Genomic DNA, 25161 nt, shown 5'->3' with positions numbered 1-25161 from the left:
GATGGGCTTGTCATCGAACTGAGCCTATTTATGATTGATGCTATTGTATTTGCTATTACTATCGTCTTACCCAACCTTGCCTTAATGTGGTTGGGTTTTTTTATGCAAAGGCGTGGCGAAGCGAGTAAGACGTTTATCGATCAAGCCTCTAGTTTTGTCTTTAATTACTGCTTACCTTGCCTGCTGTTTTTCAGTGTGGTCGACAGTGATGTCGATTATGCCAAGCAAATCACATTGATTATCGCTGGTATCTTAGTGACGTTCCTCTTATTTATTGGAGCAGAAGTCTACGCCAAGTATTTTGTGAGCAAACCTGCTGACCAAGGCGTATTTGTGCAAGGTGTGTTCCGTAGCAATATGGCGATTATAGGGTTAGCCACGGTTGCCAATGCCTACGGAGAGCGAGGTTTGAGTATCGGGGCCGTCTACATGGGAGTCGTCACGATATTGTTTAATATCTTAGCCGTGATTACCCTCAGCCGTGTGTCTAAAAGTGTAAATGATACGTGGTCCAGTCGCAGTATTATGATAGTCAAAAAACTATTGACCAATCCGCTGATTCTAGCTTTGGTCAGTGCTTTTGTTTATAAAGCGCTGCCATTGCCGCCTATTACTGGCGTCATTCATACGACCGGTGATTTATTGGCAGCAGTGGCCTTGCCATTAGCACTTATTTGCGCAGGTGCGAGCATCGACATGAAGTCCATGTTACATCCATCAGGACTGTCTATGCAGGCCAGTATAGGACGTATCGTCATTGCGCCAATCGTTGCTATCGCCATTGGCTTGGCATTTGGTCTATCTAGCGTACACATGGGCGTGCTGTTTTTGATGGTGGCATCCCCAACCGCCGCGGCCAGTTACGTGATGGCAAAAGCGATGGGTGGCAATGACATACTCGCGGCCAATATTCTAGCGTTTACCACCGTCGTTGGTATGTTTGGCATGGCAATTGGCGCGGCAACTTTACGCGGATTGGGTATGATGTAAGCTCTGTTTTGGGGCTATAAGATGACACACGAGTTAAATAATAAATTCATAAGTAGGAGCACTAAAAGTGCAATTGTTAAATAAAGAAGTCGTGACGGAACACCTTAATATGCAGGCAGCCATTGATGCAATTGAGACATTGTTACATCAGCAAGCAGCACATCCTAATTGGATTAAATCCCCTGAGCGTTTGGTGATAAGTACCTTTACTGATTCTGATAGTCATCGTTCAGGATCACATCTATCTATGCCAGCCACGATGTATGATGGTGAGAACGAATACACGGTCGTAAAGTTAGTGACTATCTGTCCTGATAATCCCAGTCGTGATATGCCAACGACCACAGCTATTGTTACCGTATCAAATAACGATACTGGCGCTATACTAGCAGTTATGGACGGCATCTATATTACGCAGGTACGTACCGCCGCATTGTCAGGTATCGCGACCAAGTATATGGCAAAAGCCGATTGCCATAGTGTCGCAGTGGTTGGTTGTGGCGGTATGGCCTATGAGCAATTGCATGCGGTGCTAACGGTACGTCCAGAGATTAAAACGGTGTATTTATGGAATAGAAATCATGAAGGAGCGCAGCAGTTTAAAACGCGTTTTGCCCGTGATTATGCCCAATGGAATGTAGACATTCAGGTCTGTGAAGCGTTAGACGATGCCGTCCGTGATGCCGATATTATTAACGTAGCAACCCGAGCCACTAAAGGTTTATTTAGTATTGATCAAATCAAATCTGAAGTACATATCAATGCAGTCGGGGCCTATCAGCCTTCGATGAAAGAGATAAGTAATGATGTGATTGCCAATAGTAAGATGGTCATCGTGGATGATTTGGCTGGCAGCCATCACGAAGCGGGTGACTTAATTCAGGCGCATGACAGCGATGACTGTACGTGGGTATGGGATGACCTGAGCGGTGATTTGCAAGCGCTAGTCACAGCAGCATTAAAACAAGAAAGTGTTAAGAGCGATAAAGGTATTACGCTATTTAAATCGGTCGGTGCAGCCAGTTTCGATGCGGCAGTTGCATTATATGTGGCAAAACAAGCCCAACAACAGAGTCTAGGTTCTTCAGTAGATTGGTAAAACTGCTTATCATTTAAAATGATAAATGATGATTCGCGAAATTAAAAAAGCCTCCTTTTCAAATAAGAGAAGGAGGCTTTTTTTATGAATTCAAATTGTCTTTATTGCGTTTGTCTTCTCTACGCTGTTTGCGTTTTGGGCTAGTGCGGTACGTCAAATAACCGCCAACGACCATCACAGCAAGGAACGCGACAATGTACAAAAATATCGATGAACCAATCAAAGTAGAAGTTTCCATAGCACTTGTCTTATTAGGGTTTATCAATAATTATGCAATTGTCCTATATCATTGTAAAGTAAACAAATTTAGCTCAGATGTAAGTTCAAGTGAACGCAAACGAGCTGCCTGATCGTAGATGTTGGCAGTCACAATCAGCTCATCTGGCTCATATTGTGCGAGAAATGCAGCAAGTTTTGGTTTGACGGTTTCGACAGAGCCGATGAACGATACTGACAATGCATTATCTACCATCATTTTTTCTGCTTGACTCCAGATGCTATCCATATCGTGAGTAGGCTTTGGCATTTGACCTGTTTCACCACGGCGCAAGCGTACAAAGCTTTGCTGCGCTGAGGTAAAGTGATACTGTGCAGTCGCATCATCATCTGCCAGTAACAAGTTCGCGGCTAGCATGACATAAGGCTTGTCTAAATAAGCGGATGGCTTGAACTGCTCACGATAAGCGGTAATCGCTTGCTCAAGCATTTGCGGGGCAAAGTGAGAGGCAAATACATAAGGCAGCCCAAAATGTGCAGCTAGCGTCGCACCAAAGAGAGACGAGCCTAATATCCAAATAGGAATGTTTGATTTTGCTCCTGGGAACGCTTGCACAGCACTGCCATCTGTATCATTGCCTAAAAAGTACATCAGCTCTTGTACGTCTTGCGGGAAGCGCTCCGCATCTTTCATTTGTCTGCGTAACGCCTGAAAAGTCGCACCATCAGTACCGGGTGCACGGCCCAGACCTAAGTCTACACGATCGCCATACAATGCTTGCAAAGTGCCGAATTGCTCAGCAATGACGAGCGGCGCATGGTTGGGTAGCATGACACCGCCTGCACCGATACGTATACGCTTGGTTTGACTGCCAATATGAGCCAATAGTACTGAAGTTGCTGCACTAGCAATACCGGGCATGTTGTGATGCTCGGCCATCCAGTAGCGGTTTAGACCGAATTTTTCTGCTTGCTGTGCAGTGTCAACGGTCTGGGCAATACCTTCAGCGATAGTTTTGCCTTGAGGTACGGGTGCGAGGTCTAAAAAAGATAAGGGAATGGTTTTACTCATAAATCACCTGTTTGGTCAGTTTAAAAGCATACATCGTTTTTCTGACAGTCTTATAGGCTGCTTATAAAAAACGTTGAGTGCTTGACCTTTAACATGATGGGGCAGTTCTACTGAATATAAAGGTCAGAGATGGAGACGATAACAAATATTAATAATGTGATGTGAATACAATAGGAGAAGATTGAGAGTAAGTTTCTAACAGAAATGGCAGTATGAAAAGCAAACCGCACCCTTATCTAGTGACGAGGGTGCGGTTGAATTTTGTATGGATAGAAATGTTAGCCAATTTGTCTTTTGAATTTAAAAGGCTTTTTAGCTAAGGTAGCTTTTAACTAAATTGCTTTTGGCATAATTCCATAAAAGCACGTCCATATTGGCGAATTTCGGCATCGTCACGTACTGCCATCCAACTGGTAAAGCGACCAAAATGATCGACTGGAATCGCGGTCAAGTTCTGATAATGACTCGGCTCAAACGCCATCTCGGCGATAATACCAATGCCTAAACCAAGACCGACATACGTGCTAATAACATCAGCATCAAGTGCTGCTAGCACGATATCTGGCTCTAATCCTGCCTCGTCGAAAGTCTTATCAATCGCGCCGCGCCCTGTAAAGCCGCCGTGATAAGTGACTATCGGATAGCTAGCCAGAGTCGGTAAATCAATAGACTCTTTATTGGCAAGTTCATGGTCGCTTGGTACGATGACCCGATGCGTCCAATCATAATAGCGATAACAGCGTAGATAGTTATTGTGCAGCAAAGACTCGGTTGCGATACCAATATCGGCTTGACCACGAATGACCATTTGGGCGATGGTCTCTGGATCTGCCTGCTGTAGGATTAGATTGACCTTAGGAAAACGCTCTTTAAACTCTTTTACCACTTGCGGCAATACATAGCGAGCCTGCGTGTGAGTGGTGGCAATAGTCAACGTGCCGATATTTGGGTTATTAAAATCAAGACTAAGATTTTCAATGGTACGAATTTCAGCGAAGATAGACTCAATGTGAGGCATGAGCGCTGTGCCCATGGTCGTAAGACCTGTCAGGCGTTTGCCTTGACGCACAAAAACCTCGGTCTTTAGCTGGTTTTCAAGCGCCGCAATATGCTTTGACAGACTTGATTGGCTGGTATGTAGCACGGTCGCCGCTTGACTTAAGTTATAGCCATTAATCACTGTATGCCATACTGTTTCCAGCTGCTTGAGCTGAATCTGTAAATGTCGCTGATTGACCACTACATCGATTGCCATAACTTAGTCCTGTTATATAAATATACAAACCCTGTCCGTATACATAAAATAAAAATCTATCAATGTATAGTAAGAGAACAGTGTAAAACAAAGTGGTTATTCTTGTATATACTAAATAGTTATCTATTTATATTTTTTTGGAATATAAGTATAAACAAGGTATATTGGAAATTTTTTAGAGTCTCTAAAAGTATTTATACCGTCTTTTGTCAGCGAGTTGTTGACCCTTGAAATGAGGGCATACCCTGAGACAATATGCTATAAACATAAAAAAACAGCCACCTTTCGATGACTGTCTTAGTTTACAACTTAAATAATGATGTTACCTTCAGTGAGTCTTAGCTAAAACGATCCGCATTCATGACTTTATTCCAAGCATTAACGAAGTCTTTAACGAATTTTTCTAAGTTATCATCTTGTGCATAGAGCTCAGCATAAGCGCGTAAGATAGAGTTAGACCCAAACACGAGGTCGACACGGCTGGCTTGCCACTTCACGTTGCCAGTAGCGCGCTCACGCAATTCGTATAGTGTCGTGGCTTCATTGTTATCGGTTTTAACAGGATTCCAAGTGTAGCTCATGTCAGTCAGGTTCACGAAGAAGTCATTGCTAAGCGTACCTGCACGCTCAGTGAAGACGCCTTGTTGGTTCTGAGCATAGTTGGTATCAAGGACACGCATGCCACCGATCAATACCACCATTTCAGGAGCCGTTAGACCCATTAGCTGCGTACGGTCTAATAGCATCTCTTCAGGAGATACCACGTAGCTGCCTTTAATCCAGTTGCGATAGCCATCATGTAACGGTTCAAGATCAGAGAAGCTTTCGGCTTCAGTCATCTCGTCGCTAGCATCACCGCGACCAGCATTGAATGGTACTTCAATCTCAACACCTGCACTCGCTGCGGCTTTTTCAATGGCGGTATTACCAGCCAATACGATTAGATCCGCTATGCTTACTTCTTTATCAAAGTTCGTTTGGATAGTCGTAAGTGCTGCAAGTACGCGATTTAATTGCTCAGGCTCATTACCCAACCAGTCTTTTTGCGGCGCTAAACGAATGCGTGCACCATTGGCACCGCCACGATAATCCGAAGCGCGGAACGTACGAGCGCTATCCCATGCGGTAATAATAAGCTCGCGATGATCAATACCACTGTCCAATATCTGTGCTTTTAGGCGATCGATATCATCAGCACTCAGATCAGCGTTACCTTCTGGAATTGGATCCTGCCACGTGAAGTCTTCTGATGGTACATCTGCACCTAAGTAGCGAGATTTTGGTCCCAAATCGCGATGGGTTAGTTTAAACCAAGCTCTTGCAAATACTTCGTCGAAGTACTCTGGGTTATTGTGGAAATTCTCTGAAATTTCACGATAAATAGGATCTTTAATCATCGCCATATCAGCATCAGTCATGATTGGGTTACGGCGTACACTTGGGTCATGCGCATCTAAAGGACGATCTTCTTCTTTAATATCGACTGGCTCCCATTGCCACGCACCGGCTGGGCTCTTCGTTAATGCCCACTCGTGATTGAGCAATAGGTCAAAATACTCATAGTTCCATTCGGTTGGATTCGTGGTCCATGCGCCCTCGATACCACTTGAAACTGTATCGCCAGCATTACCTGTACCTTTAGGGTTGCGCCAGCCTAGGCCTTGCTCTTTGATGTCAGCACCTTCTGGCTCATCTTCTAGTATCGTTGCATCACCATTACCGTGACACTTACCAACGGTGTGACCACCCGCTGTCAAAGCAACCGTCTCTTCATCATTCATCGACATACGACCAAACGTAGTACGGATGTCTTGTGCCGTTTTGATTGGATCAGGATTACCATCAACGCCTTCTGGATTGACGTAGATCAAGCCCATTTGCACAGCGGCTAAAGGATTCTCTAATGATTCACGTTCTTCATCATTGTCGTAACGGTTTTTGGTAGCGGCAAGCCATTCACGCTCAGAACCCCAGTAGATATCTTTTTCTGGATGCCAGATATCAGCACGTCCACCAGCAAAACCTAAAGTCTTGAAGCCCATAGATTCATAAGCCATGTTACCTGCTAGGATCATCAAATCTGCCCAAGACAGTTTATTGCCGTATTTTTTCTTGACTGGCCATAATAGACGACGTGCTTTGTCCAAGTTGACGTTGTCCGGCCAGCTGTTTAGAGGGGCAAAGCGTTGATTACCAGTATTAGAACCACCACGGCCGTCAGCGCGGCGATACGTACCAGCCGAATGCCAAGCCATACGAATCATCAAGCCACCATAGTGTCCCCAATCTGCTGGCCACCACTCTTGTGATTCTGTCATTAGGTTTTTTAGATCAGTTTTGACTGCTTCTAAGTCTAGCTGTTTGAATGCTTCAGAGTAATCAAAATCCGCCCCCATTGGGTCTGTTTTGTAATCTTGCTGATGTAAGATATCTAGGTTTAGAGCGTTTGGCCACCAATCTGTTGCAGCAGATGCAGTGGTAGTATGTGCTTGATGCATAACTGGGCAGCCACCCATGCTAGGGCGTTTTGGCTCGTGTGATTTATCTGCATTTTCACTATGAATAGTTGGTCCAGTGCCATCGCCTTTTTCATAAGTGGTGTTGCTTGCAGTATTTGGTGTTGAGTTTGAGTCAGTCATCAGGTAGCTCCTCAGCAGTCGTTAGGTAAAGGGTCATCGTGTGTGTTATTTATTATCGTCCATGGGCGTAATCCATAATATATAGCATATAGAATAATTATCGATTTACAAAACCAATTTATACAAATATAAGGTTTTATATTATCAATCATTGATAGTGTTGTGATTTATTTTTTATATTGATAATGATTGCAAGGTAATAGGTATATATGTGTGATAAGACTGATTGATAAAAAAGGCTCTATGCAGGTCGCTATCAGATGCTAGTGATCGAATAGGATTGAATTAAAGCATGATAGCTCTATAGACTTTGAATGCTCAACAACAATTAATATCAATTGAAATGAATATGATGCGAACCGACGAGAGTGTCTATTTTATTTGGTTAGTAGGATTTTTATAGAGAGAAGTAACTATGCACTCGTTGAGTAGGGCTATATTATCTCTGCACATGCTTCTAAAATGAGAGCGAATGCTAGGCTATAAATTAAGTTTCACGAGTAAGCATGAAGGATGGTTAATTCAAAAATATTATTAGAATGTCTAGTCAAGGTAAGCGTTCTCAAGTACCATAATTGAATTTTGTTGTAATGGTCGTATTTGTACAACGTTGAGCAATTTTTATCGATCCTTGTTATCAATAAACGATAGCAATTGTGGATAGTAATGATTGATAAAAATTGTGCGCGGTTGTGTTCTTTTTCTTAAGTGCTAGTGAGCTACTATGTCTGCTGTCAAATCTGTGCCACCCAATCAACCGGCTGTCAAAAAATCATGGGGAGAGGCTGCAAAAGCTTATTTAGACCCCCGTGTCATTATCATGTTATTTTTGGGCTTTTCAGCGGGTATTCCCATACTGCTTATTTTCTCAAGCTTATCATTATGGCTCAGAGAAGCTGGTATTGATCGTAGCGTCGTGACCATGTTTAGTTGGGCAGCACTTGGCTATTCGTTTAAGTTTATCTGGGCGCCATTAATCGATGCGCTTCCTGTGCCATTTCTAACCAAGTGGTTGGGTCGACGCCGTAGTTGGATGGTGGTATCGCAGCTGCTTATCATATTGGCCATCTTTTTGATGGCAAATGTAAACCCTGTTAGTGAAGACGTTTTAGTTTACATGGCAGGTGCTGCGGTGCTATTGGGCTTCTCTTCTGCCACACAAGATATCGTGATTGATGCTTACCGTATTGAGTTGGCACCGCCATCGATGCAGTCGATTTTATCTTCTATCTATGTCTCAGGCTATCGCATCGGTATGATTGTCGCTGGGGCAGGCGCTTTATATTTGGCTGACTTTTTTGGCTCGAATGAGACTTTTTATAGTTATGAGGCATGGCGTAATACTTATTACATCATGGCAGGTGTCATGACGTTAGGGGTATTGACCACGTTTGCCAGCTATGAGCCAACGGCTGAGACGTTGCAACACAAAAAGCAGAAGAGCAATCTTAAGGTATTCCTGATTTATTCTGGTTTACTACTAATACCGGGATTGATTTTTAGTTTGATATATTTAATCAATATCTTGGTTAATAAAGTATTTAGCAGTACCTTAGCGCTAATACCATTAATGGCAATGCCAACGATTAAATTTTACTTTTTGGCCTTGGTCGCTTGTGCGCCTTTATTGCTGCTGTACTTCATTATCAACCAACCTAAAATTATTAATAAAGCCCCATTAGTTGCTGAAACTCGCGAAGATTACGTAAGATTGGTATTGCTGTTTGTATTCTCTGTCGTTGCATTTGTCATGGCTTATGTCTTGATTGGACCATTATTTCCAGAGTTCGAAGGCGCGTTTTCTAGCTTCTTTGTAGAAACATTACATCTGCTGATAAGCTTGGGTGTGGCAATGGCTGCAGGCTATGCGCTCGTACAAGTAGGGTTGGTCAAAAAAGAAGTGGCGATGGCCACTTGGGTTGAGCCTATTTTAGATTTCTTTAGACGCTATGGTAAAAAGGCGTTTTTATTATTGGCACTCATTGGTTTATACCGTATTTCAGATATTGTGGCAGGCGTGATCTCCAACGTCTTTTATCAGGACATGGGTTTTAGTAAGACTGATATCGCCAACGCAGTGAAACTCGTCGGCGTGATTATGGCGATTGCGGGTGGGTTCTTGGGTGGGCTATTAGCACAGCGTTTCCGTATGATGCATGCCATGATGATTGGCGCAATTCTGGCGTGTGTGACCAATTTGTTATTTGTGCTACTCACTTACAATCCAGGCAGTTTGCCGTTTATGTATGTTGCGGTCATATTTGATAACTTAGCAGCAGGACTGGCCAGTGCGGTATTTATTGCTTTTTTATCAGCGTTGACCTCCATTCGTTTTACAGCGGTACAGTATGCTATCTTTTCATCACTCATGACGTTGATTCCTAAAGTAATGGGCGGATACTCGGGTGCTATCGTCGATAATATGGGCTATCCATTTTTCTTCATTTTTACCTTTGCAATAGGTATTCCGATTCTGGCGCTGATTTACTATGTCGATAAGCATATCGTCATTGGCGACAACGATGACATTTATGGCGATGATGACAACAGTGATGGAAACAGTAGTAATGGTATGGGGGATAAGTTATCCAAGTCTAATCCAAACTTAAGTGATACCAAAGAGCGGCCACGTGTTTCAGAGCGGTGGTTGTATCTGGTTTTTATCTTATTATTCGCTATGTACGTTATTTTTAAGAACTATATATGACCGCATCAAATATTCGTCAGATAAAGCAGCACATCCAGCAATGGATGAATGAGGCTGAGAACAGCAAGCTACCGTCATTTTGGCTAACGGACTGGCTGTTGTATGTCGTTGATAAGCCTGCGATAGCGTTGATGACAGATGAAGGTTATCAGCTAACAGACAGCGAATTTGAGCAATTCAATGCAGGTGTTGCCAAGATGCAGGCAGGAATACCGCTTGCGTATTTGACGGGTCAACAGGAGTTTTGGTCGCTGACGTTTACTGTTAATGAGCATACGTTAATTCCTAGACCTGATACTGAAGTGTTGATTGAGCAAGTATTAGGTTGGATAAATACGCAATCAAATCGTGCAGGTGATAGTCGACCAAAGCGCTTGCTTGACTTGGGTACAGGGTCAGGTTGTATCGCTATTAGTCTTGCCCATGAACTTAAGCAAGCTAATTGGCAAGTCGTGGCGGTTGATTTATCGTCAGAGGCGCTTAACGTTGCTCAGCACAATGCCGTGAGCAATAATGTTGCCAATATTGAGTTTATACAAAGCAGTTGGTACGACAGTCTGCCTACTGATGACAGTCAGCGATTCGATGTGATTGTGTCCAATCCTCCTTATATCGATGAGGAAGATGAGCATTTGGCTCGTTTAATCGCTGAACCTATTAGCGCATTAAGTTCCCCCAATCAAGGTCTGTCTGATATAGAGCATATCGTCCAGACAGCTTCGCAATACTTGCGTGTAGGTGGGTTGTTAGCGATTGAACATGGTTTTGACCAAGGAGTGGCTATTCGACAGCTGTTTCTGGATAATGGCTTTGAGTCTGTTCATACGGTAAAAGACTACGGTGATAATGATCGTGTGACGCTAGGGCAAATTTAATAGACAGTTTTTTTGTTTGAGAATAGATTTGAGACTGTAGTAGATAAGGGTTAAATATGGCATATTCATTAGAGACAGCGCAGCTATCGGATGATGAGCTGCTGCGTTATGCACGGCAGATATTACTCGATGGCTGGGATATTGATGCTCAGATACGCTTGAAGTCGTCTCGTGTGGTCATGATAGGCGCAGGAGGCCTAGGTTGTCCTGCTTCTGAGACGCTAGTGCGTGCAGGGCTTGGGTATATTCATCTAATTGATGACGATGAGATTGAAGCCAGTAACTTACAGCGTCAGACATTGTTTTTACCTGAAGATATCGGTAAGCCTAAAGCGATCGCAGCGGCGCAGATGTTAGAGAAGACCAATCCCTTAATCACTGCTCGCGGTACGGTGGCGCGTTTGAATGAAGACAATGCTTATGAATTGCTCGATATAGCGACCGATAAGCCTGATTTGCTCTTAGACTGTACTGATAATTTTGCCACACGTGATGTGATCAATCGTATTAGTGTGCGTTATCAGATTCCGTTATTATCTGCGTCTGCAATTGCGATGCAAGGACAGTTAGCTTTGTATGAGCCACAGTTAAATACTGGCTGCTATCATTGCGTGTTTGGTTCAGTGGTGAGCGATACAGAGTCTGATGAGCGTACTTGTGCCAACTCAGGTGTGCTTGCTAGCACGACTGCGATTATGGGAAATTTGCAAGCCAATGCCGCCCTGCAATACCTTGGATTAACCAAAAATCCACTGACAAATAAGCTGCTCATATGGGATGGTAGCCAAATGCAACAACGGCTAATGGGCTATCGCCAAGATGCAGAGTGTCCTGTCTGTAGCAGTCATTAATCAATAGATATGAGTTGGTGGCTACTTGGCTCATCTGCACATATTACCGTCTATTTTCCCACATCCTTTTTATGACCATAGTTGTTTCTTATGAAAATTCACCGTCCGCATTTATTAAAACATACGTTCAATGTTGTCAATCGTGTTCGCCAAACGGCGAGTGTGGCAGGCCTGTCAGCGCTCAGAGTCGCGAGAGGGGAAAAGCCCGACGCGATGCTATTAAAAGAAACGTTCGAGCAATTAGGTACGACTTATATCAAGATTGGCCAATTCATCGCTAGCACGCCGTCTTTATTTCCACGTGAATACGTAAAAGCTTTTCAAAGCTGCTTAGATCAAACCACGCCCTTGTCTTATGCTTATATCGAGCAGGTGCTAAAAGAAGAGTTGGCGGCTGACGGCATGACGCTGGATGACAAGTTTGCCCATATCGACTCAGAGCCATTGGCTTCAGCGTCTATTGCCCAAGTGCATGCTGCACGCTTGCACAATGGCGATGAAGTGGTGTTAAAGGTGCAAAAGCCTAACGTTGAGACCATCATGCAGACGGATTTGGGCGTATTGCATGGCGTGACCAAATTACTTGAAATCCTTATGCCATCGATGAAGTTTGCCAGTATTGCGCCAATTATCGATGAGATTCGTCTGCGTATGCTAGCAGAAACAGATTTTATCGCTGAAGCGCAGAATATCCGTGACTTTCAGCAGTTCTTAGCCGTATCAGGCAATACTCGTGTGGTGGCTCCGACCGTATATGAAGCGTTGACCACTAAGCGTGTACTGACCATGAGTCGCTTGTATGGTGTCTCTATGGTCGATGAGTCGCTCATGCGTCAGTACTGTGCTGATCCTGCACAAGTTATGGCAGATACATTGAACACATGGTTTGCTAGTTTGATGCTGTGCAATAGTTTTCATGCGGATTTGCATGCGGGCAATTTGATGTTATTGACTGATGGCCGCATTGGATTTTTAGACTTTGGTATCGTAGGTAAGCTAAAAGCGGAAAGCTGGCGTGCGTGTATGGGCATGATGCAAGCCATGCAAGACAGTGACTATCAAGCAATGGCGCGTCATATGATTGATATGGAGATGACGCATGGTGGCAATCAGGTCGATGTGGTGGCACTGGGTGATGATCTACAGCGTATGATGAAGACCATCATGGCAGAGGATAGAGCCTTTACGAGTGGTGTACCTTTTAATAGTAAAGAACAAGCCGATGAGCTCAATCAAATGATGCTTGAGATTGTGGAAGTAGGTAAGCGTCATGGTATTCATTTCCCACGTGATTTTGCCTTATTGACTAAGCAGATGCTGTATTTTGATCGCTTTATGCGTACGCTTGCACCTGATATGGATATGTTTAGCGATCAGCGTGTGCAAATGCTAGGGTAAGAGAAAACAGAGACAACAACATCAAAGGATCTACTAGATGGGTAAGAGAAGTAGCTCAACGAGCAATCTAAAGAAAGAACGAAGAAAACAGAAAATTAAGGCAAAACAAAAAAAGAAAAATAGCTTAACTATCGTTTTACCCAAAGATGTATTCATCCTAGATGACTATACAGGTCCTGTTTATAGGTTTTTTTCTGAAGAATGGCAGGCAGAGGATTTCATCCAAGGCAAAATATACCTGAGTACATTAGAAGTATGCAGAGGTTATGAAGATGCAAAACAAGGGGATAGAGAGGAAGGTTATCAAACCTACCATACAGGTTATATAGTTGGAGGAAGTGACGACCCTCATTTCGTTGAAAAAGCTAGACGAGCTAGTATAGTTATTGGCGCAGATTGCACCAATGTTAGTATTGATAATTGTACTAATACAACCTTTATTAAAGATGCATATGTCTTGTGTACTACTACTGAGTTTTCACCTGAAATACTCAGCGACACTTTTGGTAAATACTGTGTTGAGATTAAACATCCAAGAAGATTCTTTATCGCTGTTTCAAAGAGAGTTCACGAAATAACTACTATCAAAGAAGCTGCTATGGGTAATGTTATATATAAAGATCGTACTTATACCGGATTGAATAGACCTCCTGGTCCAATGGGCTTTGTTAAGCCTTCATCCCCATATGCAGATCAAAAAGAATTTAGATTTATGTGGTATGTAGGTGAAGATTTTAATCTACAGCCATTCGTATTAGATTGTCCAGAAATAAAAGGAATGTGTAAGAGAATACATTAAACAATTAAATGGGTAGTTAATGCTGATTCTGCCACATTGTTATTAGTGTTGGTAGGTTTCTAACGTTCCATACCCCTGTCAAGGCTTACAATCTGAGTAATTTTGCAGCTTCTTTCAGCAAAGTATTCTACTTGTCGTTTGTGGCTGCTAATTGCTTTTTCTCACTTTCCAATACTTCAACTTGTTGCTGCTGTTGGATTGATGATTGGATTGGTACTATTAATATTGTTCCGTCGGCAGTCGTCAACGATCGCGTAGATCGTCTACACCACACTACGGCTAAACACCTCTCGTAACTCAAAACTGGTATGTACTTGGGCAACGCCTTCGATACGATTCAATCTGTGCAATAAAAACTCTTCGTAATGTGCCATGTCACGTACTCTCACTTTAATGAGATAGTCTTCAGAACGTCCAGTGACAATGCTGCAGCTAATGACTTCATCGAAGCTCTGTATTTTGGATTCAAACTGTTCAAAACGCTCGGCAGTATGACGATCCATACTGATAGCAATGAATACGGCCAGCGGGTAACCAAGCTTTTGCGCATCCGTTTTGGTGTAATAGCCAGTGATAACGCCAGCATCCTCTAAGCGTTTAATACGGCGAGCACAAGGCGTGGCTGAAAGGTTCACGTGCTCAGCAAGCTCCGTGATACTCATGCGTGCCTGAGTCTGTAATAAGCGTAATAACTGTCTATCAGTCTCATCTATATCTGCCAAAGATGTGCTATCAAAAGGGCTGTTTGGCATAATTTATGGCCTTATTAGTGGATTCATCTAATTATACTTATAAATGTAAGCTTTTCCACTAAAAAAACCTAAAATTTAATAAAAGAAAGCCGATTTCTATCTTGCAAACTTTGATATTATAATGACATAAACATTGGTTATCTCGTATGAGAAAGATTGACCTAGTCATCAACCATCTAGCTACAACATAAATTCCCATACTTTTTAAGGATTGATTATGTCTAACCAAGCCACACGCACTGTAGCCGCTACGACTGCAAAGGTTACACCCAAAAATGCCGCTTTTGATTATAAAAAGTATCGTCCATTTGCATTTGCACCATCGTTGCCAGATCGTACTTGGCCGAGCAAAACAATTGAGAAATCGCCGATATGGGCAAGTGTGGATCTGCGTGATGGTAACCAAGCACTGATTGATCCGATGACTATCGAACAAAAAATGCGCTTTTTTGAAACCCTAGTCGATGTGGGTTTTAAAGAGATCGAAATTGGCTTTCCTTCAGCTGCGCAAGTGGAGTTTGATTTCGCTCGTAAACTTATCGAAGAAAACCATGTGCCTGACGATGTGACTTTGCAAGTTTTGGTACAAGCTCGTGAGCATTTGATTGCTCGTACGTTTGAGTCATTAAAAGGTGCGAAACGTGCTGTGGTTCACGTGTATAACTCAACATGCCGCATTCAACGTGAAAAAGTCTATGGCAAAGACAAAGCTGAGATTAAAGAGATTGCTATCACCGGTGCCAAGCTATTGCAGCAATATGCAGCGAAATATCCTGAGACAGAGTGGGTCTTTCAATATTCACCAGAAAGCTTTAGCCAAACAGAGACTGAATATGCAGTAGAAGTTTGTGACGCAGTCTGTGACGTATGGCAACCACAACATGGGCAGGAAGTAATCTTTAACTTGCCAGCAACGGTTGAAGCCTCTATGCCTAACGTCTTTGCTGATCAAGTTGAGTATTTTTGCCGTCATCTTGCCCAGCGTGAGCATGTGATTGTCAGCTTGCATACGCATAATGACCGAGGCTGTGCGGTTGCGGCTGCTGAGCTTGGTGTATTGGCTGGTGCGGATCGCATCGAAGGGACATTATTGGGTAATGGCGAGCGTACCGGTAACATGGATATCATGGTCATGGCGATGAACTTGTTTAGCCAAGGTATCGACCCAGAGCTTGATTTTAGTAATATGAGCGAAATTGTTCAGGTCGTTAGCGAATGTAATAATTTGCCTTTGCATCCGCGTCATCCTTATGTTGGTGAGCTAGTATTTACGGCATTCAGTGGTTCGCATCAAGATGCCATCAAAAAATCTCTCGACTATAATGAAAAGCATCAAGACGAAACAGACAACGTGTGGGATGTGGCTTATTTGCCGATTGATCCGGCGCATATCGGCCGTAGCTATCAAGACGTCGTACGTATCAATAGTCAGTCGGGCAAGGGCGGAGTCGCTTATATCTTGCAGCGTAATTATGGCTTTAACTTACCGCGTTGGATGCAAATTGACTTTAGCGGTGTGGTACAAAAGCAAGCTGAAAGTGCAGCACGCGAATTGCAAAATGACGAGATTTTACAGACCTTTGAAAACACCTATCTACAGCAAGGTGAGTTTGAGCTATTAGATTATAGTGTCAATAATAAAGCGGGCGAAGTGTGCTTTGACGGTCAAGTACAAATGAATGGTGAAACCATCAATATTGATGGTACGGGTAACGGTCCATTGTCATCATTCATCGATGGTCTTGCTCAGCATACAGGCAAGTCGATACATGTTATCAATTATGCTGAACATGCGATCAATCCGCAGCACAATAACGGTGATGGCATCGACGATGACACCAATCGTGATAACAAAACCAATGCCAACGCAGCAGCTTACATTCAGCTAAATGTCGATGGTGAGGTTTACTCAGGTATCGGTACTTGTAGTAGCACTGTGTCAGCCATGCTAAAAGGTGCATTATCAGCCTTTGCTCAAGCACTTGGCACTGTGACTACTGCTTAATACTAAAAAGCATTAAGTTTAAGATAACATCATCGCTTCTTGCTTATTTATAGCAAGTAAAGTGATGGTGTTATTTTTTTGCATAAAAAAAGAAAAGCCATTTTAGAGCGTGCTACCGCAACACAATCTATATTTGAGCTGCTTAGCGTGCTAAGACCAATAGCATAATATTACTTGTGTTTTTGGTGTCTAAGACTTACGCTAATGTATATAGTACCTATTATTATATTAATATAAACATAAGGTTAATCATGGAACCTCTATCCTTTGCTTCAGTGACATTGGCATCTATTCTGGCTTCAGTGCCAGCGAATGGTGAAATTATCACTAAGCCGACCATTACTACCCATATTAGTCCAGCTATTGCAGGACAATGGGAGATCGACTTAGATAGTCCAATTACGATGACAAAAGAAGCCAAAGCCGAGCAAGACACGCTGAAATCTCCCCAACAGGCAGAGAGTACCGAGCCTAAAGTAATGGCTAGTACAGAGGGCGGTATTTTCTCACAAAGTGAAAATCGTGTTTTTGATATCAAGCCTAATATGAATACAACATTGAACGCATCTGCGAAAAAGCCAAATCAGTGCCGTGAGCTGTATAATTTTGGGGCTGATAATGAGATGTGGGCAGTGAGTGGTAAAGAGCGGACCTATAGTCGTTATTTGGTAACGCACCGAGAGGAAGGGCTACCAGTCATTGCGATTAGAACAGTCTCTGACAATAATGAAATAGACTGCTCTGGTAATCAAGTTGATCAGACTGGCGAAGCCTTGATTGCTTTTTTGAATCACGATGGTAATCAGATGCAGTGGTGTGCAGACCCTGAAGGAAAAGAGTGTTTTATGAATTTTCATAAAGTGTTGCCATAGAGGTCAGGTGTTTATCATCTATCACCGCTATCGAACACCGCTCATCGATTTCTACATATGGCTATATGCATCATCATCTAGCACTTCGCCTAACTCTATTACTTATACAAATAAAAAAACCGCTATCTATTTAGATAGCGGTTTTTTAGGTACTGAATCAGTGAAATAGCTTATGGTTTAGCTTTTTCTTTATTCGCAGTCAAAAGCTCTCTTTCTAGATAATGAATATTTTGCGCTTCATGAACAAAGTTATCATCTGCCAAAATCACATCACGATGTAGCGGTATATTGGTTTTGATACCTTCAATCACTAATTCATCGAGTGCATGCAACGTTTTAGATATCGCTTGCTGACGTGTTTGGCCATGGCAAATAAGCTTACCGATCAATGAATCATAATAAGTCGGTATCTCATACCCAGGATATAGATGCGAGTCAAAACGCACACCTGAGCCACTTGGCGCAAACAATTGACTAACGGTGCCAGGGCAAGGAACAAAGGTCGCAGCATCTTCAGCATTGATACGACATTCAATCGCATGGCCTTGGATTTCAATTTCGCTTTGACGATAAGACAAGCCATAACCAGCTGCAATCTTAAGCTGCTCAACGACAACATCAATACCAGTAATCATTTCGGTCACAGGATGTTCGACCTGTACACGAGTATTCATTTCAATAAAGAAGAACTCGTTGTTTTCAAATAAAAATTCGAATGTACCTGCTCCGCGATATTTTACGAGCTCGCATGCTTTGACACAGGCTCTTAAAATAGGCTCGCGTACGTCGTCAGGGATATCTGGTGCAGGGGCTTCTTCTAGCACTTTTTGATGACGACGTTGCAATGAGCAATCACGGTCATATAGATGGATAGCGTTACCATTACCGTCACCAAGTACCTGTACTTCTACGTGGCGCGGGTTTTGTAGATAGCGTTCCATATAGACCGTATCATCGCCAAACCACAGCTCAGCTTCTTGTTTGGCGGCTTGTACTTGTCCGATCACTTCTTCAAAGCGCTCAACGACACGCATACCGCGACCACCGCCGCCAGAAGCTGCTTTGATCAATAGGGGAAAGCCGATATTGCGCGCTTGTTCTTCAGCGTTATGTAGTGTCACAGCACCAACAGAACCAGGTACGGTAGGCACACCCGCTTTTTTCATGGCATTAATAGCAGAAACTTTATTGCCCATTAAGCGGATATGATCAGCATTAGGACCAACAAAGGTCAAACCAGCTTCTTCAACTTGTTCAGCGAATTCAGCATTCTCTGATAAAAAACCATAGCCAGGATGAATGGCATCGGCACCAGTGATTTCAGCAGCGGTTAGAATAGTATTGATATCAAGATAGCTTTGATTGGCATTAGGTTTGCCAATACAGATTGCCTCATCAACAAAACGCAGGTGCATCAAGTTGGCATCAGCCGTGGAGTAGACACCGACGGTCTCTATGCCAAGCGCTTTACAAGCTCGAACGATACGTAGGGCAATCTCACCTCTATTGGCGATGAGCAGTTTTTTTATCATGGGGTCATCCTTGTCGAAGCGGCAGTCATTGATAGAGTCGTTATTTTGGCATCGTGACGCTAAGCTATTATAGTTAATGCACTATAACTCAAACTCAGATGCCAAATGGTAACGAGGTCTCAATCATAATGAGATAAAGTGTGGCGAAAGTTATCGTTATGCTTTGTAGCGTACGATAGGTTGGCCAAACTGTACTACTTCAGAGTTATCGACTAAGATTTCGTCAATGACGCCACTTTGAGTTGCCTCAAGCGGATTCATGATTTTCATGGCTTCAATGATACCGAGCGTGTCACCAGCCTGTACCTTTTGTCCAACCTTGATGAAAGGTGGGTCATTAGGGCTAGGCGCTGAATAGTAAACGCCAACCATTGGTGATGTCTCAACGCTACCGGCTTTTACCGCAGGTTTTGCTTCGGCAGCAATGGGAGCCGCGCTCGCAGTAGGAGCAGCCATCATCGTTGGTGCAGGGGCATCATAGTGACGAGTCAAACTAATGTGTTCGTCGTCTGAGCTGATTTCTAGATTAACCAGTTCACTTTCTTCCATGAGTGCGATCAGAGTGCGTATTTTTTCAATATCCATAGTTTTAATTTTGCCTTGTACTAAATTCGAGAAATAGTGTAACTAAATATTGTGCAGATAATTGCTAATGATACCTATATTCACGTCAATGAGCAATCGATGTACAGTTGTTAACTGAGATTTTTTACATATTATGACGTATGCATATGTTATGCGTAAGAAATGCTCAATGATTTATCATAGTCTATGTAACCATATAGCGCCAGTGATGGTTACGAGATACTATAGTCAAATACATATAAATTCGCTATATCGTCCTCCTCACTAACCATACTAATGTATAGCTTGCACTCGGCTTCCTTGTATCGAAAATATTTGGAATCAACTATACGTTAGATAAACATGGTTTAGATAGTCTATTAAGCCCATTTCGCCGTTAAGCGTCTCTGTTGATAACGCAGTCGCAGCGTCAGTAGAATAGACGATAAAAACAACCCTGTGATTAATGCCATCCAAAACCCTTGGGCGCCAACGTCAGTGAAACGCACCAAGTAAATACCGAGCGGTAGAGCGACTAACCAATAGCAGAATAGCGTGACCCACATTGGTATGGTCGTGTCTTGCATGCCGCGCAATATCCCGGCAATGTTGACTTGCCAGCCATCAAATAACTGATAAGCCAATGCAAAGATGAGCAAGTGCATGGCTTGTGCTCTGACCACCGGATTGTCAGTAAATGCTGCTGCCAGTTGTGGTCTAAACAGCCATATGCCAAGCATACAAGTCAATGCAATCAATACGGTCCAAATCAGCCCTGTGGCTTGTACTTGTCGTAATGCCAGTAGGTTTTTTTCGCCGAAGCGATTGGATATCATAATAGTCAGCGCCATGGCGACTGATATGGGTATCATAAATAGCTGCGAGGTTACCGCCAATGCTACTTGATGCGATGCGGTTGCTATCTCACCTAAGGGACTGATAACTAGGGCACCTAAGCTAAATAGGCTTGCTTCAAAAAATATCGAGATACCAATTGGAATACCCAATTTCAGCAGTTTTTTGATCTGTTCACGATTGGGACTGGCAAAGCCATAAAAGAACCGTGTGCTGGCAAACTGCTGTCGTTTAGTGAAGCTGGTATAAGCAGCAAGTAGTAATACATTTATCCATAATACTAAGGCCGTCGCGATACCGCAGCCTGCGCCGCCCATCTCAGGCATGCCGAATAAACCATGAATGAAAATATAGTTAAGCGGAATATCTGCCAGTAGACCAATGATACTAATGACGGTGACAGGCTCAGGGCGTCCAAGCGCTTCGCAATAACTGCGTAGTACGGCATAGACGGCTAGTGCAGGGAAACCAAACGAGACACCATGCAAATACTGCGTGGCGATTGGTTGGATGTTTTCAGGCACCCCCATGATTCCAAGTACGTTTGGGGCTAAATTAACCACAATAAAGCCAATAATACCAATGACACCAGCAGTCCATAAGGATTGCTGCGTGATATGAGGTACTTGGTCATGCTTGTTTTGACCGATTGCCTCACCAATGAGCGGTGTGGTAGCAATCAAAATACCAGTGGCTAATAAGAATAGTGGTAGCCAAATACCGGAACCAACGGCAACAGCAGCCAAATCGAGTGCAGAGACTTGACCTGCCATGATGGCATCGACTACCCCAAGTGCCGCTTGGCAAAATTGGGTAATCAAGATAGGTAGTGCGAGCACACCTAAACGTAAGCTGTAGCTTTTAAAATCTCTAAAGGATAATGGGAAAACCATAGTGAGCAACTTTTTATTCTTTACGGTATTTATTAGGAACGAGCAAAACCTGCCATCAATAAACCAGGGTCTGTTGAACATTCAAATATTAGGGCTGCTGATTGCTAAAATTGCACCAAACTAGGCGCAAGTCGACGATAATGTCGAGACCTTAGCTAGGCTTGCAACAACGTTTGGGGTGATTTTAGCATCAGCCCTTCAGGGTAGTACTATTTTTTGCCAATACATGGCGAAATTGTTTAACCTAGAATGACTAGGTGTCAAAAATTTCACTGCATATTGTCTAAAAAATAGTGACTGCCAGCACCACATTTGAATGTTCAACAGACCCTAATAGCGAGACAGGGAGATAAAACGAAACAATGAGATGAGAGTAGTGCCGACGATAATACTCCGATAAATAATATGAGCAAGCCTATAATGTTGCATAAGTAGATAAATAGAGTATGAAAAAAAGTGACGGCACTAAAATAAAAATAACCCGTCAATCCAAAGGGGGGATTAACAGGTCATAAATAAATAAGATGGTAAAGAAGCTGGGCTATAATGTCAATGTTTCAAAGGCGAGCAATGATGGCGGATACAAGACAACTATAAAGAAATATAAAGAAAGAAAATATGACCTTTTATATGAGATCCAGTGTCTCTGCCATATCCATAATTGCTTGCCAATGCTTTGGCTCTAGCGGAATGACCGTCAACTGCTGACAGCCTTTTCTGAGTAACAATGAATCTTCAAGCGCTGGCAAAAACTTAAGATCTAGTAGTGGTATGACATCGGTAAAGGCCTGCTCAAATTCGACGTCTACCATATACCAGCGTGGCTCATCTTCGGTTGCAATAGGATCGTAGTGACGGTGTTCAGGATGGAACTGGGTGGGATCAGGGTAGCCCGCTTTGCTAATCGTCATGATGCCAGCCACGCCTGATGGTTTGGCGCTAGAGTGATAAAAAATTACTTGGTCACCGACTTTCATGTCATCGCGCATAAAGTTGCGGGCACGATAATTACGTACGCCATCCCAACGATCCGTTTTTAGACGTTGTAAATCCTCAATGCCAAAAAACTTTGGATTAGATTTCATCAACCAGTAAGCCATATTTTTATCCTGTTAATTATTATGGTTTTATTAGGGGGTGTTGAATATTCACCAGCCGTTAACCGACGACAGTAGTAGCTATTTTGCCAATAAGAAGATGTAGTTAACATGAGTGTTTGTTACTGGTTTTGTTATTGCAGTGATTTTCTTTAAGAGAGTCTTTTTTTTACTGAATTTAGGCGTTATCCTAGCGCTACTTTCTGCTAATGACAGCAGCAACGCATTTATAGATAAATCCTTTTATGTCAAATATCAATATCGTTAACGATTTACAGCACACTGATACCTCTAATGAATCTACTACCAGTGCAATAGAAATGAGTGGCATTCCACTAGCGTTATATATTCATATACCGTGGTGTGTAAAAAAATGCCCTTACTGCGACTTTAACTCTCATGAGCTACCGATAGACAGTCAGATATCGATGTATGACGAATACGTAGATGCATTGCTGTTAGATGCAAACATGCAGCAATCACTAGCCCAAGGGCGCGAGATCAGTTCAATATTTATCGGCGGAGGCACGCCATCGCTATTACCTATTGCACAGTATCGTCGACTGTTTACTAGCTTGCGTAATACTTTTACATTCGCTGATGATATAGAAGTGACCATGGAAGCCAATCCTGGCACTCTAGAGCATGCGCCCTTTGCTCAATACCTAGAGGTCGGTATCAATCGTTTATCTATAGGTGTACAGAGCTTTGCTGCTGATAAGTTGACCACGCTTGGACGCATACACGATCCTGCTCAAGCACTGTCTGCCATTCACGCTGCACGCGCTGCTGGTTTTGAGCGCGTCAATGTTGATTTGATGCATGGGTTGCCACAACAAACGATGAGCGAAGCGTTGGATGATATTCAAATGGCTCACGATGCAGGGGCGACACATATCTCTTGGTATCAGCTGACGATTGAGCCCAATACCGTGTTTTATCGTAGTCAGCCTATTTTGCCAGACGAAGACAATTTGGCAGATATTGAACAAGCAGGTCAGGCGCTATTGCAGCAATTGGGCTACAACAATTATGAAGTGTCCGCTTGGGCAGGCGCATCCGATCAGCCGTGTCGTCATAATGTCAATTATTGGCAATTTGGGGATTATTTGGCCATTGGGGCTGGTGCGCATGGCAAAGTGACAATTAGTCATAAAGCGACGATGCATCACAAAGCGAGCGAAACAGCAGAAACGAATAAAACGTTAAAGAGCGAGTTGTTAATACAATCTGGTATTTATCGTTTTAGCAAGTCGCGATTGCCTAAGGATTATGTAGGGCATTTAGATGCTAATGAGCAATCTACTGTCAGCCAAAATACACCGAAGATGGTGGGCTGGCAAGAAATTGACAGTGATGAGCTGGTCAGTGAGTTTATGCTAAATGCGCTGCGCCTACATGGCGGGGTAGCTTGGTCACTGTTTCAAGAAAGAACCGGACTAAGCGCTAATAGTATTGCACCATCAGTAGATAAGCTCGTGGCTCAAGGTTTATTGACAGACAGTGCTGAGCGGTTACAGCCAACAGAATTAGGACAGCGTTATCTCAATCAGATATTACGAGAGTTTTTATAGCACTGTATTGTTATAGCTTTTCAGAATAAAGTAGTAGTGTAGGATAAGTATCAAATAAAGGAATAAAAAAAGGCTTACCAAATAAATGATAAGCCTTTACTAAAATCTAAAAAAATCAAACCTTAGATTTTATCTTGTACGTCTTGTGCGCCACCAGTTACAGCATTGCCAGCGCTTGATACGTCTTGGCCTAGACCTTTAAAAGTGTTGCAACCAGTTAGTACAAACATAGCGGTCAAAGATGCGATGATTACTTTTTTCATAATAGTATCCTCAAAAAATAAATGGATTGTTATAAATAATAACAGCGATGCCAAGCGTAATGCTTAACACTCACTGAAGGTTTATTAGATAGAGAGATAATTATAAGTAATAACTATCTCTTTATCCGTTACAGACATCATAGTGAAAGTTAAAAACGGTGCACAGTATCAAAATGTAATTATTGGCAGTAAACTGTAACTTTCGATTACTTATCGATGATAAATACAAATAATAAGTTTTGTCCACTGACGGAGTTAGTATGACCATCCATATTGTGTTGGTAGCCCCTAAAATGCCCAGTAATACTGGCAATATCATTCGTTTGTGTGCCAATAGCGGGGCACAGCTGCACTTGGTCAGACCTTTAGGGTTTGAGCTCGATGACAAAAAGCTACGCCGTGCAGGCTTGGATTATCATGAATACGCACATCTGCAAGTACATGATGACTGGGCAGCCGCAAGAGAGGCATTGAACGTTGCCGATTGCTATGTGGTCACAGCATTGACTACTAAGCTGAGCAAACCATTTTACGATTATGACTTTAGTGGGTTGCAGGCTAGTGAAAATTTGAATAGTGCTCAGACAGCTAAGAAAATGCCCAATATTGCATTGGTATTTGGTTCTGAAACGGCAGGTCTAGCAGATGATATACGCGAAGATATTGGCGCTGATAATTGGTTGAGATTACCTATGCTGGCTGATTCGCGCAGTCTAAACTTATCTAACAGTGTTGCGATATGTCTGTATGAGATATGGCGTCAGCAAGGCTTCGCTGGCGATGAAGGACGTAGTGTCGGCTATGAGACCTTGACGGTGTATGATCCCAAATAGCGTGGTTTTTTCTGACTAGT

General features: G+C 42.8%; 21 protein-coding genes. 11 read left to right on the top strand and 10 right to left on the bottom strand.

From position 1 onward, the window contains the following. Nucleotides 1-30: 30 nt before the first annotated feature. Both I6E84_RS03335 and I6E84_RS03330 read left to right on the top strand, forming a co-directional pair. The gene (locus I6E84_RS03335) at nucleotides 31-990 is read left to right on the top strand and encodes an AEC family transporter (RefSeq protein WP_197216138.1); all 960 of its coding nucleotides are present in this window, start codon (nucleotides 31-33) and stop codon (nucleotides 988-990) included. 67 nt (nucleotides 991-1057) lie between these two features. Further along, nucleotides 1058-2089 (top strand): ornithine cyclodeaminase family protein, encoded by a 1032-nt coding sequence (locus I6E84_RS03330; protein WP_197216136.1) that lies wholly within the window; start codon nucleotides 1058-1060, stop codon nucleotides 2087-2089. Nucleotides 2090-2171: 82 nt separating this feature from the next. Here the strand turns inward: I6E84_RS03330 and I6E84_RS03325 are convergent, their stop codons facing one another. The 4 genes from I6E84_RS03325 to katG all read right to left on the bottom strand — a co-directional run bounded on the left by I6E84_RS03325 (nucleotide 2172) and on the right by katG (nucleotide 7148). Beyond that, nucleotides 2172-2327: a hypothetical protein gene (locus I6E84_RS03325; RefSeq protein WP_197216135.1), complete on the bottom strand. Its 156-nt coding sequence runs from the start codon at nucleotides 2325-2327 to the stop codon at nucleotides 2172-2174. Nucleotides 2328-2375: 48 nt separating this feature from the next. Continuing rightward, complete coding sequence (locus tag I6E84_RS03320; RefSeq protein WP_110922941.1) at nucleotides 2376-3377, bottom strand: LLM class flavin-dependent oxidoreductase; 1002 nt, start codon at nucleotides 3375-3377, stop codon at nucleotides 2376-2378. A 328-nt stretch (nucleotides 3378-3705) separates the two neighbouring features. After that, nucleotides 3706-4632: a LysR substrate-binding domain-containing protein gene (locus I6E84_RS03315; protein ID WP_197216134.1), complete on the bottom strand. Its 927-nt coding sequence runs from the start codon at nucleotides 4630-4632 to the stop codon at nucleotides 3706-3708. Between the two features lie 338 nt (nucleotides 4633-4970). Beyond that, a complete protein-coding gene (gene katG / locus I6E84_RS03310) occupies nucleotides 4971-7148 on the bottom strand; it encodes a catalase/peroxidase HPI (protein WP_197216484.1) in 2178 nt (725 codons plus the stop codon). Between the two features lie 847 nt (nucleotides 7149-7995). Here katG and I6E84_RS03305 point away from each other — a divergent pair. The 5 genes from I6E84_RS03305 to I6E84_RS03285 all read left to right on the top strand — a co-directional run bounded on the left by I6E84_RS03305 (nucleotide 7996) and on the right by I6E84_RS03285 (nucleotide 13901). After that, a complete protein-coding gene (locus I6E84_RS03305; RefSeq protein ID WP_197216133.1) occupies nucleotides 7996-9978 on the top strand; it encodes an AmpG family muropeptide MFS transporter in 1983 nt (660 codons plus the stop codon). After that, a complete protein-coding gene (gene prmC / locus I6E84_RS03300) occupies nucleotides 9975-10853 on the top strand; it encodes a peptide chain release factor N(5)-glutamine methyltransferase (protein WP_197216132.1) in 879 nt (292 codons plus the stop codon). The genes I6E84_RS03305 and prmC overlap by 4 nt, the downstream gene beginning before the upstream one ends. 56 nt (nucleotides 10854-10909) lie before the next feature. Further along, nucleotides 10910-11704, top strand: coding sequence for a HesA/MoeB/ThiF family protein (locus I6E84_RS03295; protein ID WP_197216131.1), 795 nt, complete (start codon nucleotides 10910-10912; stop codon nucleotides 11702-11704). 90 nt (nucleotides 11705-11794) lie between these two features. Continuing rightward, nucleotides 11795-13102, top strand: coding sequence for an ABC1 kinase family protein (locus I6E84_RS03290; protein ID WP_197216130.1), 1308 nt, complete (start codon nucleotides 11795-11797; stop codon nucleotides 13100-13102). 37 nt (nucleotides 13103-13139) lie between these two features. Further along, nucleotides 13140-13901, top strand: coding sequence for a hypothetical protein (locus I6E84_RS03285; protein WP_197216129.1), 762 nt, complete (start codon nucleotides 13140-13142; stop codon nucleotides 13899-13901). A 263-nt stretch (nucleotides 13902-14164) separates the two neighbouring features. On the opposite strand, the gene I6E84_RS03280 is transcribed toward I6E84_RS03285, so the two are convergent. Further along, a complete protein-coding gene (locus tag I6E84_RS03280) occupies nucleotides 14165-14653 on the bottom strand; it encodes an Lrp/AsnC family transcriptional regulator (protein ID WP_197216127.1) in 489 nt (162 codons plus the stop codon). 217 nt (nucleotides 14654-14870) lie between these two features. On the opposite strand from I6E84_RS03280, the gene leuA reads away from it, so the two are divergent. Both leuA and I6E84_RS03270 read left to right on the top strand, forming a co-directional pair. Beyond that, the gene (gene leuA, locus I6E84_RS03275; RefSeq protein WP_197216125.1) at nucleotides 14871-16658 is read left to right on the top strand and encodes a 2-isopropylmalate synthase; all 1788 of its coding nucleotides are present in this window, start codon (nucleotides 14871-14873) and stop codon (nucleotides 16656-16658) included. 251 nt (nucleotides 16659-16909) lie between these two features. Further along, nucleotides 16910-17530, top strand: coding sequence for a hypothetical protein (locus I6E84_RS03270; protein ID WP_197216123.1), 621 nt, complete (start codon nucleotides 16910-16912; stop codon nucleotides 17528-17530). Nucleotides 17531-17700: 170 nt separating this feature from the next. On the opposite strand, the gene accC is transcribed toward I6E84_RS03270, so the two are convergent. The 4 genes from accC to I6E84_RS03250 form a co-directional block, all read right to left on the bottom strand. Next, entirely contained in the window at nucleotides 17701-19062 is a 1362-nt protein-coding gene (accC, locus tag I6E84_RS03265; protein ID WP_197216120.1) for an acetyl-CoA carboxylase biotin carboxylase subunit, read from the bottom strand. A gap of 156 nt (nucleotides 19063-19218) precedes the next feature. Further along, nucleotides 19219-19647, bottom strand: coding sequence for an acetyl-CoA carboxylase biotin carboxyl carrier protein (gene accB, locus I6E84_RS03260; RefSeq protein WP_110922931.1), 429 nt, complete (start codon nucleotides 19645-19647; stop codon nucleotides 19219-19221). Nucleotides 19648-20006: 359 nt separating this feature from the next. Next, nucleotides 20007-21374, bottom strand: coding sequence for an MATE family efflux transporter (locus I6E84_RS03255; RefSeq protein ID WP_197216118.1), 1368 nt, complete (start codon nucleotides 21372-21374; stop codon nucleotides 20007-20009). Between the two features lie 626 nt (nucleotides 21375-22000). Then, complete coding sequence (locus I6E84_RS03250) at nucleotides 22001-22474, bottom strand: EVE domain-containing protein (RefSeq protein ID WP_197216116.1); 474 nt, start codon at nucleotides 22472-22474, stop codon at nucleotides 22001-22003. A 317-nt stretch (nucleotides 22475-22791) separates the two neighbouring features. On the opposite strand from I6E84_RS03250, the gene hemW reads away from it, so the two are divergent. Next, nucleotides 22792-24045 (top strand): radical SAM family heme chaperone HemW, encoded by a 1254-nt coding sequence (hemW, locus tag I6E84_RS03245; protein WP_227681299.1) that lies wholly within the window; start codon nucleotides 22792-22794, stop codon nucleotides 24043-24045. Nucleotides 24046-24167: 122 nt separating this feature from the next. On the opposite strand, the gene I6E84_RS03240 is transcribed toward hemW, so the two are convergent. Further along, nucleotides 24168-24308 carry an entericidin A/B family lipoprotein gene (locus I6E84_RS03240; RefSeq protein WP_101204419.1) on the bottom strand — a complete coding sequence of 47 codons (141 nt, stop codon included), beginning with the start codon at nucleotides 24306-24308 and terminating at the stop codon, nucleotides 24168-24170. Nucleotides 24309-24568: 260 nt separating this feature from the next. Here I6E84_RS03240 and I6E84_RS03235 point away from each other — a divergent pair, with 260 nt between their 5' ends. Beyond that, nucleotides 24569-25141: a tRNA (cytidine(34)-2'-O)-methyltransferase gene (locus I6E84_RS03235; RefSeq protein WP_197216112.1), complete on the top strand. Its 573-nt coding sequence runs from the start codon at nucleotides 24569-24571 to the stop codon at nucleotides 25139-25141. Nucleotides 25142-25161 lie beyond the last annotated feature (20 nt).

Origin of the sequence: Psychrobacter sp. SCQQ22, assembly GCF_015864605.1 — a bacterium.
Classification (GTDB): Bacteria; Pseudomonadota; Gammaproteobacteria; order Pseudomonadales; family Moraxellaceae; genus Psychrobacter; species Psychrobacter fozii.
Note: the sequence above shows the minus strand (reverse complement) of the source record. Positions and strands in the feature narration are given on the sequence as shown.